The organism is Spirosoma knui, assembly GCF_054780635.1.
In genome coordinates this window covers 105,279-118,202 of the sequence record NZ_BAAGVY010000014.1, presented here as the reverse complement: position 1 = coordinate 118,202, position 12,924 = coordinate 105,279, and the positions used below count along the sequence as shown (strand labels likewise).

Sequence of the window (12,924 nt, the reverse complement as noted above, 5' to 3'; positions counted from 1 at the left end):
CTACTTTAGCCAAAAATTCAATCCCATGAAAAAATTCCTGCTCCCCTGTCTGCTGCTAAGCACCCTGGTGCTAGCCACCCCTCCCAAGAAATCAAAATGGACCTCGCTGTTCGACGGTAAGACGATTAAAGGCTGGCATAGTTACCACAAGTCTGGCGTGGTCGGCTGGTACGTTGAAGATGGTGCCATGACGCCTGACGGTACGGGCGGTGACCTGGTTACGGACAAAGAATACGAGAGCTTCGAGCTGGAGTTCGAGTTTAAGATTCCAAAGGGTAGTAACAGTGGTGTTGTCTACAAAGTGATTGATAATCCGGACATTAAGTCAACCTATATGTCGGGGCCCGAGTATCAGGTTATCGATGATAAAGGCTACGTAGACGGTGAAGGAAAGCCTTATAAATTAAAAGACAGCCAGTTAACCGGAGCCAACTACGACATGATCCCGCCGTCTGACATGAACGTAGCAAAACCGGTTGGTGAGTGGAACAAAGGCCGGATTATGGTCAACAACAATCACGTTGAGCATTACCTCAACGGTAAAAAATTAGTCGAGTACGAATACGGCTCCGACGATTGGAAGGCGTTAGTTGCCAAAAGCAAATTCGCGAGCTGGCCGTATGCCACTCCGCACGCAAAAGGCAAGATTGCCCTGCAAAACCACAGCCCTAAAGAGCGCGTCTGGTACCGGAACGTGCAGATTCGGGAGCTGTAAGAATAGCCTGATAAAAGAATAGCCTGATAAGCAGAAACCCGCTCTTACTGATCCAGTAAGAGCCGGGTTTCCTTGTTGGTATACCCTCACGGCTAGGAACAGGCGGCCGTTGCCGTGAGGGAGTATAGCGAACCAAATCCGGTTCAACCACAATGTAGCATCTTGGTAAAGCTGACGCTATTGATCTCCCGGCCAATAATTCTGTTGTACAAGGCCTAGATATGTCTGCCAATCTGCCACGCTGAACGGCCGGGCGGTAAAGGAGGTTGCCTCCGCCGAATAAGCCGCCACTAGGTCGCAGGGAAGCTGACCTACCGTTACGATCAGGACTGGTAAACGATACAACTCCCCCTGTAGGCGTAGAAAGGATAAGAACGCCAATTCAGATTTACTGTGCCGCACATCACTATCAAGCAGAATCAGGCTGAACGTTTGTAGGTAATTTACGTTCCGGTCGATTCCCTCAACCTTAACCGCCTTGGTAAATTCAGCCTCCGGAAAGCCTTGTTTTGCGGCCTCCTGTAAAGTTGGTACTAGGTCGGGATCATCGCTGATGACTAAAATCGGAAATCGCGCAGGCATCTGTTCTACTCTATTTTCTCTTTTACGTATCAATAGTCAATCTTCCGGCGGTTTTCCTTTACCTCGCCTTTTCGCTTCTTCTCAGCGATACGTTCGGCAACGGCAGCTTTTGAGGGTTTGGTGGCTTTGCGGGGCTTCGGCTTTTCAAATGCTTTTTCAATGAGCCGAAAAAACTTCTTCGTGACCTTCTCTTTGTTGGCCAACTGGGTTCGCTCAGTCTGGTGAGTCAGCACAAGCTCCCCGTCGGTAGTGAGTTTGGCCGCTAGTTTGTCTTCCAGCACGGCACGCTCCTCGTCGGTCAACAAGGCTGACTGCCGAACATTGAAGCGCAGTTCTGCCTTTGTAGCCACTTTATTCACATTCTGCCCACCTGCGCCCCCGCTACGAGCAAACTGGTAGTGAACATCGGGTAGTAAGCGGGTTGCATCCATATAACCTAGTCAGTCAATAGATTTTATATTAAATCACTCCTCGTACGCGAACAATAGCCAGTACGTAGAGTTCTTTTCGTCAAAACTAACTGATTCAACGTTATGGCACATGCTCATCCAACCACGATGCTGGAAGGTACGCTGCAAACTTTGCAACAACGCGACCTGCAACCGGCTACAGGCGCTGATCTGATTAAAGACTGGATCTCGGTATTAAAGCATACGGAAGGTGCAGAGACAGCCGCCCAGAGTTTACAGGCACTTTACGACGAGCTGCACAACCTAGAACCCAATGCAGACAACGTCCGGAATTTGCTGAACCAAGTCGCTCAGCAAACCGAGCATCTGTCACGTAGCGCCGATAGTACGTATGCCAATTCGCTAAAACAACTCGCCGACTCACTGCGGTCATTTGCCCAGGATCTGGCACGTGTGTAAGGCATCGGATTAACCCGTAAACAAACCAAAATTATGGCACATCACGATCAGAAAATCACAACGATGATTGGCGACACCCTGGCTACGTTGGGGGGTGGCGCTCCTTCAACAACGCCGGATCAGGGCGTAAACTTAATTGAAGACTGGATTACAATTGTTCGCACCAACGTCAGCACACAATGGGTGGCCGAGCCCCTCGAGAAGCTGCGCGACGCCTTAAATAACAACGACATACGAGAGGTTGAGCGCGTCATGCGCGACCTGTCGGGATCAACCATTGACCTGGCCAACAATGCCGCCGAAGGTGAGTATAAAGTCCAATTGCAGAACTTGTCGACGGCGCTGAAAGATTTCGCTCAGGGCATGGCAAAGTAATTTTTGCTTCCTTTTATGTGGGTATCGGTTAAAGGCAATAGTTTACTAAAATCATTATATACCCACAAACATTATCGAACAGCCGGGGTTAAGATTGGGGCTGGTTTTATGGAACTGGCCCCAATCATTTTCTGACTCGTCAGCGGTTCTCTAATGCAGACGAAGACAACCGACTCTAATAGAATTCAAGCAAGAACTGAACAAGGTTTCTTGATGGTACTCAACGTCAATTCCCATAAAATTATGATTTCACAAGACCCAAATCAAACCTCATTAATTGAGCAGACCGTAAATACATTCGACGGTGCTATCGACGATACAACGGCTACGGATGGCTTATCCTTAATAGATCAGTGGCTGAACCGGCTGGAAGATGCAGGCGATGACATGACGGACGACATTGCCGATACTCTGGCCAGCCTACGGGCTGAACTTGATACGTCGCAGCGCTACAACCGGACTGATGCGCCCCGCATTGCGTCACTGTTGCAGGATCTCATCGATCAAACGCAAAAGGTGGCCGCTACGGCCGAAGCCAGCGCCGAACAACAGGAGCTTTCGCAACTGGTTGCTACGTTGGAAAATTTACACCGGCAGGTTGCCAACGCACAGTAAGCGGTTCAAATTGTTACATATACTTCGAAAATCGAATAGTTCACTATGGCACTGAATCAACAGGCAGCAAATCTGGTTGACACGACTGTCAACGCGTTTAATGGCGACGTAACGAGCATATCGCCCATGGACGGCATCTCGCTCATCGACAGCTGGATCAACACATTACGTAACAACGATCAGGACAACAACCCGATAACGACTGGCTTAAGCGACCTTAAAGCTGAGTTGCAGAGCGGTAATCCTGATGGTGATCAGATCCAGAGTATCCTTGAGGACTTGACGGATCAGGTACGTCAACTGGCTAATTCGGCGGATACAGACGTTAAAACGAAGCTAACTCCGCTAACCGAGGCCCTGCAGGGCTTTAGCGAACAAATGAGCGGATCGTCGGGCCGAGCTAATACGGGTGGTCAGGCACCGATGACAAGCACGGTTGGTGGTGAGTCGACCAATAGCGGAGTTGGCAGTTCGGGCAACGATACGGGTGAGATTGACTACTCAACCCGCAATGGTGGCACCGTCGACAGCAATGGCTCTGCCATGGGTATGGACGACCAGACCGGCAGCGAAGGTGGCATGAGTTCACCATCTGACGAGTCTTCAGACTCTGAGCAGGATACGGAAGATTCTTCAGGCGATAGCGATCGGCCACAGGATGGCGGCTCCTATGGCTCAGGCTACGGTACCGGCTCCAACGGCGACGATTACAGCGCCAACTCAGGTACCCAGCGATCAGGCGTATCGGGCGGCTCAACCAGCAGCGGTTCGAGCGATACCGACACCGGAACCTCCGGCGGCCGGTCGCAATATTAATTAGTGAATGAGTGATTGAGTGTTTTCTTCGCTTTAGCGACTTTGTACACTCAATCACTCATTCGTACAATCACTCAATATACATACAAAACAAACCCCTACTCCACGGGTTTATTTGTTAACAAAACCCAGTTCAGACTCAACGTATTTTTATGGCTAACCAACATTCGCAGACATCTGGATCGTCTGCTACGACATTAATTGACGATACCATCCGGGCTTTTGACCAGGGTCAGGCGGCCTCTCCACAAGAAGGCATGTCGCTCATCACGGACTGGTTCTCCTCGATAAAAAATAATCATATTGCCAGTGAAGTTATGGAACCCCTCACTCAGCTACGTAGCGAGCTGGAAGGTGGTGCTCCGGATGCGCAACGGCTCCAGCAGTTGTTGATTCGATTGGCTGATCAGACCGAACGACTGGCTGGCAAGGGAGAGGGAGACGTGCCTTCGCGGCTGACTTCCCTATCGACGGCGCTCCGCAATTTCGCCGGTCAATTTTCAACAGCCGTTTAATCTAAGTTGTATAGTCGTAGAGTTATAAGGCGAAGAAGTCAAGCTGACCACTCCCAACTCGAGAACTATACAACTTTCAGACTCTATAACTTTTCAGATTATGCCTTCACACGCATTAGATCAACGCTTATTCGAGCAAATGTTCTCGTCCATTGGTCAGGGTGATGCCAGCAGCGTTACGCCGACCGATGGAGTTCAGCTCATTAATGGCTGGCTGGAAGTCGTTCAGGGCACCCAGCGCACAGCCGCTATAGAAGGTCAACTCAAAGAGCTCCGTGGTCAGCTCCAGTTTGCCAATCCTGACCCCGACCGGATTAAGAATTTGCTGGCAAGTCTGGCCGATAACGTAACGCAGATTGCTCAGGGCTCAAACGTACAGGAGCAAACCGTTGGTAAACTGGAGCAGCTAGCTACGGCCCTGCGCACATTTGGCAGCCGCTTATAATTACTGTTTCAGAACACACTGCCTTCGGACATAAACCATCAAAGCAATGGGATCAACTATTTTAGAAGAGCGGATGCTGGAAGATACGCTCGGCTTGTTCCGCGACAGCAGCCAGGCGGGAGTCTCGCCTGCACAGGGTGTTATGCTGATCGACGGCTGGCTTCAGGCGTTACAGGGCGACCCAAATCTGGACCAGCTCGAAGCGAATCTTAACGAACTTCGAACGGAGCTACAGGCCTCTCAACCCGACAGCCAGCACATTCGTCAGGTCATGATGGCCCTGGCTGATCAGGCGCAGCAAGCCGCCGAAGGGCAAAACGCCGAAGGCACCTGGACGGGCGGACTCGAAAGCCTGTCGAAGATTCTCAGGAATTTTGCAAATACTTTATAATCAACCGCTGTCCTTACCGACGTTACGAACCGTAGCAGTTGGTAAGGACAGCGGTTTTAATTCACTACCACTATGGAAGGAACAACACTCGAACACCGGATGCTGACCGATACGTTAGGTGCATTCGGGGAGGGCAGCACAACGACCATATCGCCGGAACGGGGGATCTTACTGCTCGAAGGCTGGTTAAACGCACTTCGGGGCGATGTGGGTGCCGAACGAATTTTATCGGAAGTGGGTCAGCTGCGCGATCATCTGACCTCCGGCAATCTTGATACCGACGTAATCCGGCAGCTGCTGATCAACATGGCCAGTCATACACTCGCCATTTCGAACGAGCCCATGGTTGACATGAACACGACTCAGCAGCTTAAGCAGTTAGCCGATTCGTTACGAAACTTTAGCAGCCAATTCTGATATGCTCGACCACGCAAAATCAACCGACCTGCTCGACTCTACGATGCGTGTTCTGGAAAGCGACATCAGCACCGAAACACCACAGACTGGCACTGGCATCATTGATCAATGGCTCGAGCAGCTTCGCCGGAGCGACAACACAACCGAGATTATTGATTCGCTCGAACGGGTGAAGACGCAATTGAAAAGCGACCAGATCAATGCCAAAGAGCTGAGCGGCCTCCTCGAAACGTTAGCAACACAAACTACGGAGTTTAGTACGCTCATGGGCTCGGAGGGCGACATCCCTTACCGGCTCGAAGGCCTGGCTTCGTCGTTACGTTCACTGGCTGGTCAACTTGGCAATACATAGAGTTATACAGTTGTAGAGTCATAGAGTTATAAGGTTGTATAGTTAACACGCTCACTGGAGGCACTGTATAACTCTACGACTCTACAACTATGTATAACTTTTCATTTAAGCTGATTCCAGTAAATCAGTACGTTTAACGTGGCCCGGCCGGAGGCAATCAAGTCCAGGTCGCCATCGCCGTCGAGGTCGGCGGCCTGGATGTCTTCACAGGCCATCCGAACGCTGTCATCCAGCGGATAGCCTTGAATGTTGCTTTGCTCCTGCGGAACAAATAACCGCACGCCCACCTTCTGCTCGGCATTCGGGTTACGCCAGCCCGCTACAATCTGATCGCGGCCCGTACCCAGAAAATCTCCGCACACCAGCGCATGCCCCTGGCTAAAGATGTCCGTCAGAATGCTGATCTGTTTTTCGTCTGCTTTCGATTTACGGGCCGAGTAACCACCGCTTTCTACCTGAAGCAGATTTCCGTGCATCGGCTGGATGGTGGCAATGGCTGTACCGTTGTCTAATCGCCGGATTTCTCCGATTCCGTCGACACCCTTGTTAAGCAGCGGCAAAGCGTTACTGGCCGACTCCCGATCGACGTAACGCCACCGCTTTCTGCGCCACTCCATGATCTTACCGCCTTCTTTACCGGCCAGTATTACGTTGGTAGTTGGGCCGTCTTCCCAAATTTCAAAGTTATGCGTCAGGTGCATGGTTGAATCGACCAGATAGCGTTTCCAGGTCTCCCGCGGATTTCTGGGCCATTCGTACCCCCATATCCGTACGCCACGCCCTTCGCCATTTTTATTGCCTAGCCCATGCAGCGGGACCACAATCAACTGATAGCTATTTTTATCAACTTTAGCCCAGCGCATCCGGTGGGTAGTCACTTCGTGCGGCAATCGAACCGGCTCCCAGCGTTGCGTCGGGTCCTGCGGCCGAATCAGGTAAAACACCGCTCCCGACTTCGTGGAGTCTTTGGTTTCGGCGGGGTTCCACCCAGCGCCAACCGCTACCTCTACCCGACCGTCACCATCCAGATCGCGGGCTGCAATGCAGACGTTATCCTGCGGAGTCAGGTTGGCGGCCATAACAAACCGTTTCCAGGGCGAGGTTTTATCGCCCGGATTTTGATACCAGACAAACTCTTTCTGATCAGCCATCAGAATATCGGGCTTCTGGTCACCGTCAACATCGCCAATTGCCAATCCGTAGCCAATGTCAATCTGATTATCGACAACCTGAATGGTAAATTTAGGCGTTGGCGTCTGGCCTAATAGCGGTTGAACTGCCAGCAGACAAAGAAATAAGGCGTTTTTCATGAGTCGTTTGTTCTATTGGCAAAGCGGTAAGACGGGCTGTTCTACCGCTGAATGCTTACGCGTTCACCTAGTTGCATAACGCGGTAGGGCGTTCCATACAATTCACAGGCCTGCACAAATTCGGCCGGATCAGCCGTGTTGAATTCGAACAAGTCATAATGATGCGGAATCACGAGTTTGGCCCCAATTCCGCGGCCAAGGCGCGCTGCCTCATCGGGATTCAGATTACCAGCTACGCGTCGTTCAGGTTTGTTTCCGTTAATTGGCAGAAACGCTACGTCTACCGCAAACGGACGTAATACCTCAACCATACCCTCGTACCAAAGCGTATCGCCGGAGTGATAAAGTTTGTACGGACCAATCTCAACCACAAAGCCCATGAACTTATGCTGTCCCTGCTCGTCCACCTCCAGTTCATTATGCGCAGCCGGTACGCCATGAATGCGCCAGCCAGCCACAACCGCCGATGCTCCGGCGGTCAGCCCTATTGGTACCCGATTCGCCAGCGTATCGCCCAGCCGCTCGCCAACAAACGCCCGATTCGCTTCGGGGATGACAAACTGACTAGTGGGGTTACTCGCCAACAAGGGCTTTAACGTATCAGCGTCTAGATGATCGGTGTGGTTATGGCTGGACGTTACCACATTAATCATATCTAACCGAGCCGGATCAACGACCATCTCGGAGATACGAACATGCGGTTTATCGGTATTCGCGTATTTGCGACTGAGCGAATCCGACAAATACGGGTCGAAAAGCAACTGGTTACCCTTGTATTGCAGCAAAAAACCGCTCTGACCTAACCACCAGATATGCAGAGAATCGGATTGGCTTTGAGCAGCCGCAATGTCGGCAATAAGCGCATCGTCTTTTTGAAAAGCGGGTTTAAGCATAGCTATCAACGTAATGAAACCTGCTCAAATTTGAAAAATTTGTGCAGGTTTTCATCATTGACTTTTAGCAGCTGCGTAGTAAGGCTTCGCCAAATGTGACTCAGCTCAACGTAAGCCGAAACGTCTACACATACTCCAGCTTGTTGACCAGCCAAATTTCCCGGTTGATACGTAACCGGCTTATGTACGTTGTTATTCAGGAAGGGTCGTTATCTTTGAATGAATATAACGCCTTTAATCACTGAGAAAACAGTCAATTCGTGATGAACCCGCTAACCCTACTTCTACGCTTGTTCCTGCTTCCGTTGCTCATACTGGGAAACAAAAGCCAGGCGCAGACCCTAACTATTTCCGGCGAAGTGACGAAGCCGCTGACGTTACAGGTGGCTGACATAAAAGCGATGCCTCACACAGAAGTAATCGGTAAAGACCACGATAGCAGCGAACACCGGTACGCTGGCGTGCCGCTCTTCGATCTGCTGAAACAGGCGGGGGCTAGCGTCGGCAATGAGTTGCGGGGCGCTAATCTAACCAAATATGTTCTTATCAAAGCGGCTGATGGCTATGAGGCTGTTTTTGCCTTGCCAGAACTCGACCCGGCATTTGCTACCCGTACGATTCTGCTGGCTGATCGTATCGATGACAATAGCCTCCCGGCTGGTACAGGCCCATTCCGAATTATCGTTCCTAACGAAAAAAAGCTCGCCCGTTGGGTTCGGCAGGTCAACACCATTGAGGTAAAATTTGCTAAATAAGTCCTCACTACGTCTCAATACGTTCACCCAAACGCGGGCTGTTTACTCCTGATTTATGCTGAGAACGCTTCTCCTGCTCTTACTTGTATCAACCGGTTTGCGGGCACAGTCACTTCGGGTAGCCGTTGCGGCCAATGCTCAGTTTGTGATGGAATCGCTGAGCCAGACGTTTACGAAACAGACCGGCATCAAGATTGAGTCCATCGTTAGCTCGTCTGGTAAGCTGACGACTCAGATTCAGCAGGGTGCACCCTACGACGTGTTTTTGTCCGCCGATATGGACTACCCCAATGCGCTCCATAAACAAAAGCTGACGACAGCCGCTCCCGTTGTCTATGCGTATGGTTCGCTGGTTTTGTGGACGCTGGGCGATCTACCGATTTCAGCGGATTTAAAAGTGCTGCAAGACCCGTCTGTCCGGCATATTGCCATTGCGAATCCAGCCACCGCTCCTTATGGCGAAGCGGCTGTTTCGCTCCTGAAATATCGAAAGCTGTATGACCATGTGCAATCGCGTCTTGTTTTTGGCGAAAGTATCTCGCAGGTTAACCGCTACGTCCTGTCGGGGGCCGCTGAAGTAGGAATCACCGCAAAATCCATTGTACTCGACCCCAGCCTGAAACAGCGCGGCCACTGGATTGACCTGCCCCCACCTGGTTATTCGCCCATTGCCCAAGGCGTGGTTGTACTGAAGCGAACCAGCCAGGCCAAAGCCGCTGAGCAGTTTATCCGGTTTTTGCGCAGTCCAGCCGCCCGGCGTATTTTGCAGCAATATGGGTACAATTCACCCAACTCATAAGTCTATGATTTTCCTCATGCCTATCGACTGGGAACCCATCTGGCTCACCCTGCGACTGGCCAGCGTTACTACGTTTTTGCTCCTGATCATCGGCATACCGCTAGCCGGTTGGCTGGCTCTCAGCCAATTTCGGCTAAAACCCATCCTGGAAGCACTCGTTAGTCTGCCGCTGGTCCTGCCGCCGTCGGTAGTTGGCTTTTACCTGCTGCTGGCTTTCAGCCCAACCAGCACCCTGGGAACGTGGCTGCTGCAAACGTTTGATGTACAACTCGTCTTTTCATTTGAGGGATTAGTGGTAGCCTCACTGCTGTATAGCCTTCCGTTTATGGTTCATCCAATACAGGCCGGGCTTGAAAATCTACCCACATCGTGGCGGGAAGCGGCTTACACACTGGGCCAATCGCCCATCCGAACGTTATGGCGAGTGCTGCTGCCCAACTGCAAACCGGCTTTATTGACAGGCATTGTCTTATCGTTTGCGCATACCATCGGCGAGTTCGGCCTGGTCCTGATGATCGGCGGTAACCTGCCGGGTCAAACGCGGGTAGCGTCGATTGCCATTTACGACGAAGTTGAACTGCTGCATTTCGACACGGCTCATGCCTACGCGGCCCTACTGCTTGGATTATCGTTCGTCATTCTCGTACTCGTTTACAGCATCAACAAGCGCGTTACGGTATGATCAATGCCGACCTAACCCTCGCCCGCCTGTTTGCCGAAGGAGCGGGCGAACTGCGCATCAGGCTGGAACTGGCGACCGGGAGCCTTACGGCCTTACTGGGTCCGTCTGGTTCGGGAAAGACAACGTTGTTACGTTTGCTAGCCGGGTTGGAAACGCCCCAGCAGGGCCGAATCGCCGTGAATGATGTCGCCTGGCTGGATACAAACCAGGGCGTCAACCAGCGGCCACAGCAGCGTTCGGTAGGATACATTTTTCAGGATGCCGCCCTGTTTCCGAATCTGACGGTACGTGAAAATATCCTGTTTGTAACCCCTCGCGGTCAGCAGGCGCTGGCCGACCAACTCATCGACGCGACTGGACTCGGCCCGTTCATCAACCAAAAGCCAACGGTTTTATCGGGTGGCCAGCAACAACGGGTTGCTCTGGCCCGCGCGCTGGTTCGACAGCCAACGTTACTGCTGCTCGACGAGCCCTTTTCGGGCTTAGATACCGATGCAGCCCAACCATTACGTCAGCTCCTGCTCGATCTGCACCGCAGGTGGGGAACGACAACCGTACTGGTTACGCACGACAACGCCGATGTGCAGGCACTCGCGGACCGTATCATTCGACTAAAACAAGGCCATATTCAGTCCGACGAAGCCAACGTAAACCGATCCGCACTACCTCAGCTGAACGAACGTATTCGACAGGTTTGGTTTGACGAAGCGCAGCAGCAATGGGTTCTCGAAACCGATACGGTACAGCTTCGTTCTTCAAATCCTGAATGGGGTAAACTCTCGACAGGTGATCCCATCGGGCTGTCCTGGAAATAAACGTTTACTCCTTCGCCTTGAGCCCACTGACCCGGCCAACTACCCAGTCGAAGAGCTTGTCGGGCAGTAGTCGGGGCAGCGCCCAACTTGTTAGCCGGTTCGGCACCAGCGCATACCGCGTGCCAGGGTTCGGCGTTTCGTGAATCTGGACGATCCGCTCGCCCAGGTAGTCAATTGTAAAACCACGGCGCTCAGCCGCCCCGACCTGTTTCAGGAACCACTGCATAGCGGGATAATACACCGTATGCTCATAAGGACTGATATCGGTTCCCTTGCCCCAGATGGGTGTTCGAACAGCGCCCGGTCCCACAATAACGACTTTAATACCGTACAGGGCCAGTTCCCGACGCAGGCTGTGCGACATACCCTCAACGGCGTGTTTGGAGCCAACATAAGCGCCCATAAACGGAATGGCGATCTGGCCATTGACCGAACTGATATTCTGGATACGCCCCGACTGAACAGGATGGTTGTCGCGAGCGCCCAGCAACGGTAGAAAGGCCTGCGTTACCTGGATCAGTCCCAGCACATTTACCTCGAAATGCTGCCGAATAACATCAATAGGCTGATGTTGTAACGGCCCGCCAATGGCAATCCCCGCGTTATTAATTAATCCGCCCAGACCATCACCCACAAGCCGATTGGTCAACGTAGCAGCCGCTTGTTTCACCGCGTCGGCATCCGTTACGTCGAACACGAGTGGCACAAACCGATTCCCTAATTCGGTCTGCAATCGGTCGGCATCGGATGGGTTGCGTACACTACCAAAAACGGTGTAGCCCCGTTGGCAGAATTGTCGGGCGGCTCCGTACCCAATACCGGTCGACACGCCGGTGATGAGCATGGTTTTGCTGGTCGGTTTCATGCTGTAAACTTACCGATAATCTTACTCAACAAACGTTTGAAAAAAGACGTTATTCGTGAGGCTGGCCTAATAAACCACCGGGCCAATCGACTCGACCATGCAAGACATTGAACCGTTCTACGGCTGGGAGAAGTACTACGTAGCGTCGGAAGACGAGCGGTCGCCATTTCACGAGCGCGAGTACAATCTGCAGCAGTATGAAAACAACATATATGGCTACTACATTCATCCGCTTTGGGATGAGATAGGCTCCGAGACGCTTTATTGCAAGATTTTGTTCGCCAATTACGACCGGCAATTCGTGGTCATTGAACTGTTCGGCGAGTGGAACGATACGTTGCATAACGACATCATGTACCTCAAACGGCAGGTCATTGACCCGTTAGTCAATGAAGGCATCAAGTATTTCATTCTCATCAGCGAGAACATCCTGAACTTCCACGGCTCCGACGATGCCTATTACGAAGAGTGGTTTGAAGACGTTGAAGATGGCTGGATTGCGGCCGTTCACTCCCCCGAATTTGTTGAACGCGAATGGAAGAAATACCACCTTGATTATTACATCAACTTCGGCGGTACGCTCGACATCGCCAACTGGCGAACCCTTAAACCGGCCGGCCTTTTCGAGCTGGTCAACGGGCTCATTATCCGTCGGTTGGGATAGTTGGGAGGAAGGAGAGGGAAGAGGGGGAGGAATAGGAGCAAGGGGAAGA

Annotated in this window: 20 protein-coding genes; 15 read left to right on the top strand and 5 right to left on the bottom strand. The window is 51.8% G+C overall.

The window, feature by feature from the left end:
- The first annotated feature begins 25 nt into the window (after positions 1 to 25).
- Positions 26 to 715, top strand: a complete 690-nt coding sequence (locus tag ACYVIY_RS24380) for a 3-keto-disaccharide hydrolase (protein ID WP_460979114.1) — start codon at positions 26 to 28, stop codon at positions 713 to 715.
- Between the two features lie 177 nt (positions 716 to 892).
- Here the strand turns inward: ACYVIY_RS24380 and ACYVIY_RS24375 are convergent, their stop codons facing one another.
- Together ACYVIY_RS24375 and arfB are read right to left on the bottom strand one after the other, a co-directional pair.
- Positions 893 to 1,297, bottom strand: a complete 405-nt coding sequence (locus ACYVIY_RS24375) for a hypothetical protein (protein ID WP_460979113.1) — start codon at positions 1,295 to 1,297, stop codon at positions 893 to 895.
- A gap of 29 nt (positions 1,298 to 1,326) precedes the next feature.
- Positions 1,327 to 1,728, bottom strand: coding sequence for an alternative ribosome rescue aminoacyl-tRNA hydrolase ArfB (gene arfB, locus ACYVIY_RS24370; RefSeq protein ID WP_460979112.1), 402 nt, complete (start codon positions 1,726 to 1,728; stop codon positions 1,327 to 1,329).
- 102 nt (positions 1,729 to 1,830) lie between these two features.
- On the opposite strand from arfB, the gene ACYVIY_RS24365 reads away from it, so the two are divergent.
- The 9 genes from ACYVIY_RS24365 (at position 1,831) to ACYVIY_RS24325 (ending at position 6,092) form a co-directional block, all read left to right on the top strand.
- Positions 1,831 to 2,166, top strand: a complete 336-nt coding sequence (locus tag ACYVIY_RS24365) for a hypothetical protein (RefSeq protein WP_460979110.1) — start codon at positions 1,831 to 1,833, stop codon at positions 2,164 to 2,166.
- A gap of 33 nt (positions 2,167 to 2,199) precedes the next feature.
- Positions 2,200 to 2,541 carry a hypothetical protein gene (locus tag ACYVIY_RS24360; protein WP_460979109.1) on the top strand — a complete coding sequence of 114 codons (342 nt, stop codon included), beginning with the start codon at positions 2,200 to 2,202 and terminating at the stop codon, positions 2,539 to 2,541.
- Positions 2,542 to 2,784: 243 nt separating this feature from the next.
- Complete coding sequence (locus ACYVIY_RS24355) at positions 2,785 to 3,156, top strand: hypothetical protein (RefSeq protein ID WP_460979108.1); 372 nt, start codon at positions 2,785 to 2,787, stop codon at positions 3,154 to 3,156.
- 45 nt (positions 3,157 to 3,201) lie between these two features.
- Entirely contained in the window at positions 3,202 to 3,972 is a 771-nt protein-coding gene (locus tag ACYVIY_RS24350; protein ID WP_460979107.1) for a hypothetical protein, read from the top strand.
- Positions 3,973 to 4,124: 152 nt separating this feature from the next.
- Positions 4,125 to 4,487 carry a hypothetical protein gene (locus ACYVIY_RS24345; protein WP_460979106.1) on the top strand — a complete coding sequence of 121 codons (363 nt, stop codon included), beginning with the start codon at positions 4,125 to 4,127 and terminating at the stop codon, positions 4,485 to 4,487.
- A 100-nt stretch (positions 4,488 to 4,587) separates the two neighbouring features.
- Positions 4,588 to 4,932: a hypothetical protein gene (locus ACYVIY_RS24340; RefSeq protein WP_460979105.1), complete on the top strand. Its 345-nt coding sequence runs from the start codon at positions 4,588 to 4,590 to the stop codon at positions 4,930 to 4,932.
- A 46-nt stretch (positions 4,933 to 4,978) separates the two neighbouring features.
- On the top strand, positions 4,979 to 5,323 hold the full coding sequence (locus tag ACYVIY_RS24335) for a hypothetical protein (RefSeq protein WP_460979103.1): 345 nt from the start codon (positions 4,979 to 4,981) through the stop codon (positions 5,321 to 5,323).
- Positions 5,324 to 5,395: 72 nt separating this feature from the next.
- A complete protein-coding gene (locus tag ACYVIY_RS24330) occupies positions 5,396 to 5,740 on the top strand; it encodes a hypothetical protein (RefSeq protein ID WP_460979102.1) in 345 nt (114 codons plus the stop codon).
- A gap of 1 nt (position 5,741) precedes the next feature.
- The gene (locus ACYVIY_RS24325; RefSeq protein ID WP_460979101.1) at positions 5,742 to 6,092 is read left to right on the top strand and encodes a hypothetical protein; all 351 of its coding nucleotides are present in this window, start codon (positions 5,742 to 5,744) and stop codon (positions 6,090 to 6,092) included.
- A gap of 101 nt (positions 6,093 to 6,193) precedes the next feature.
- Here ACYVIY_RS24325 and ACYVIY_RS24320 read toward each other — a convergent pair whose 3' ends face one another.
- Both ACYVIY_RS24320 and ACYVIY_RS24315 read right to left on the bottom strand, forming a co-directional pair.
- On the bottom strand, positions 6,194 to 7,402 hold the full coding sequence (locus ACYVIY_RS24320; protein ID WP_460979099.1) for an FG-GAP repeat domain-containing protein: 1,209 nt from the start codon (positions 7,400 to 7,402) through the stop codon (positions 6,194 to 6,196).
- A gap of 41 nt (positions 7,403 to 7,443) precedes the next feature.
- Complete coding sequence (locus ACYVIY_RS24315; protein ID WP_460979098.1) at positions 7,444 to 8,295, bottom strand: MBL fold metallo-hydrolase; 852 nt, start codon at positions 8,293 to 8,295, stop codon at positions 7,444 to 7,446.
- Between the two features lie 263 nt (positions 8,296 to 8,558).
- Between ACYVIY_RS24315 and ACYVIY_RS24310 the strand changes: the two genes are divergently transcribed.
- From ACYVIY_RS24310 to ACYVIY_RS24295, 4 genes are read left to right on the top strand one after another with little or no spacing between them, the layout of a single operon-like run.
- Entirely contained in the window at positions 8,559 to 9,050 is a 492-nt protein-coding gene (locus ACYVIY_RS24310; protein WP_460979097.1) for a molybdopterin-dependent oxidoreductase, read from the top strand.
- Positions 9,051 to 9,105: 55 nt separating this feature from the next.
- Complete coding sequence (modA, locus tag ACYVIY_RS24305) at positions 9,106 to 9,849, top strand: molybdate ABC transporter substrate-binding protein (RefSeq protein ID WP_460979096.1); 744 nt, start codon at positions 9,106 to 9,108, stop codon at positions 9,847 to 9,849.
- Positions 9,850 to 9,865: 16 nt separating this feature from the next.
- Positions 9,866 to 10,531 (top strand): molybdate ABC transporter permease subunit, encoded by a 666-nt coding sequence (gene modB / locus ACYVIY_RS24300; protein WP_460979149.1) that lies wholly within the window; start codon positions 9,866 to 9,868, stop codon positions 10,529 to 10,531.
- Positions 10,528 to 11,346: a sulfate/molybdate ABC transporter ATP-binding protein gene (locus ACYVIY_RS24295; RefSeq protein WP_460979095.1), complete on the top strand. Its 819-nt coding sequence runs from the start codon at positions 10,528 to 10,530 to the stop codon at positions 11,344 to 11,346. Before modB ends, ACYVIY_RS24295 begins: the two co-directional genes overlap by 4 nt.
- Positions 11,347 to 11,350: 4 nt before the next feature.
- Here the strand turns inward: ACYVIY_RS24295 and ACYVIY_RS24290 are convergent, their stop codons facing one another.
- The gene (locus ACYVIY_RS24290; RefSeq protein ID WP_460979094.1) at positions 11,351 to 12,211 is read right to left on the bottom strand and encodes an SDR family NAD(P)-dependent oxidoreductase; all 861 of its coding nucleotides are present in this window, start codon (positions 12,209 to 12,211) and stop codon (positions 11,351 to 11,353) included.
- Positions 12,212 to 12,308: 97 nt separating this feature from the next.
- Between ACYVIY_RS24290 and ACYVIY_RS24285 the strand changes: the two genes are divergently transcribed.
- Entirely contained in the window at positions 12,309 to 12,875 is a 567-nt protein-coding gene (locus tag ACYVIY_RS24285) for a hypothetical protein (RefSeq protein WP_460979092.1), read from the top strand.
- Positions 12,876 to 12,924 lie beyond the last annotated feature (49 nt).

Coding starts and splice junctions, on each gene's coding strand:
- ACYVIY_RS24345 (WP_460979106.1), top strand. CDS start 4,125: ATGGCTAACCAACATTCGCAGACATCTGGATCGTCTGCTACGACATTA.
- ACYVIY_RS24320 (WP_460979099.1), bottom strand. CDS start 7,402: ATGAAAAACGCCTTATTTCTTTGTCTGCTGGCAGTTCAACCGCTATTA.
- modB (WP_460979149.1), top strand. CDS start 9,866: ATGCCTATCGACTGGGAACCCATCTGGCTCACCCTGCGACTGGCCAGC.
- ACYVIY_RS24380 (WP_460979114.1), top strand. CDS start 26: ATGAAAAAATTCCTGCTCCCCTGTCTGCTGCTAAGCACCCTGGTGCTA.
- ACYVIY_RS24315 (WP_460979098.1), bottom strand. CDS start 8,295: ATGCTTAAACCCGCTTTTCAAAAAGACGATGCGCTTATTGCCGACATT.
- ACYVIY_RS24355 (WP_460979108.1), top strand. CDS start 2,785: ATGATTTCACAAGACCCAAATCAAACCTCATTAATTGAGCAGACCGTA.
- ACYVIY_RS24325 (WP_460979101.1), top strand. CDS start 5,742: ATGCTCGACCACGCAAAATCAACCGACCTGCTCGACTCTACGATGCGT.
- ACYVIY_RS24290 (WP_460979094.1), bottom strand. CDS start 12,211: ATGAAACCGACCAGCAAAACCATGCTCATCACCGGCGTGTCGACCGGT.
- ACYVIY_RS24285 (WP_460979092.1), top strand. CDS start 12,309: ATGCAAGACATTGAACCGTTCTACGGCTGGGAGAAGTACTACGTAGCG.
- ACYVIY_RS24350 (WP_460979107.1), top strand. CDS start 3,202: ATGGCACTGAATCAACAGGCAGCAAATCTGGTTGACACGACTGTCAAC.
- ACYVIY_RS24295 (WP_460979095.1), top strand. CDS start 10,528: ATGATCAATGCCGACCTAACCCTCGCCCGCCTGTTTGCCGAAGGAGCG.
- ACYVIY_RS24330 (WP_460979102.1), top strand. CDS start 5,396: ATGGAAGGAACAACACTCGAACACCGGATGCTGACCGATACGTTAGGT.
- modA (WP_460979096.1), top strand. CDS start 9,106: ATGCTGAGAACGCTTCTCCTGCTCTTACTTGTATCAACCGGTTTGCGG.
- ACYVIY_RS24310 (WP_460979097.1), top strand. CDS start 8,559: ATGAACCCGCTAACCCTACTTCTACGCTTGTTCCTGCTTCCGTTGCTC.
- ACYVIY_RS24340 (WP_460979105.1), top strand. CDS start 4,588: ATGCCTTCACACGCATTAGATCAACGCTTATTCGAGCAAATGTTCTCG.
- ACYVIY_RS24360 (WP_460979109.1), top strand. CDS start 2,200: ATGGCACATCACGATCAGAAAATCACAACGATGATTGGCGACACCCTG.
- ACYVIY_RS24365 (WP_460979110.1), top strand. CDS start 1,831: ATGGCACATGCTCATCCAACCACGATGCTGGAAGGTACGCTGCAAACT.
- ACYVIY_RS24335 (WP_460979103.1), top strand. CDS start 4,979: ATGGGATCAACTATTTTAGAAGAGCGGATGCTGGAAGATACGCTCGGC.
- arfB (WP_460979112.1), bottom strand. CDS start 1,728: ATGGATGCAACCCGCTTACTACCCGATGTTCACTACCAGTTTGCTCGT.
- ACYVIY_RS24375 (WP_460979113.1), bottom strand. CDS start 1,297: ATGCCTGCGCGATTTCCGATTTTAGTCATCAGCGATGATCCCGACCTA.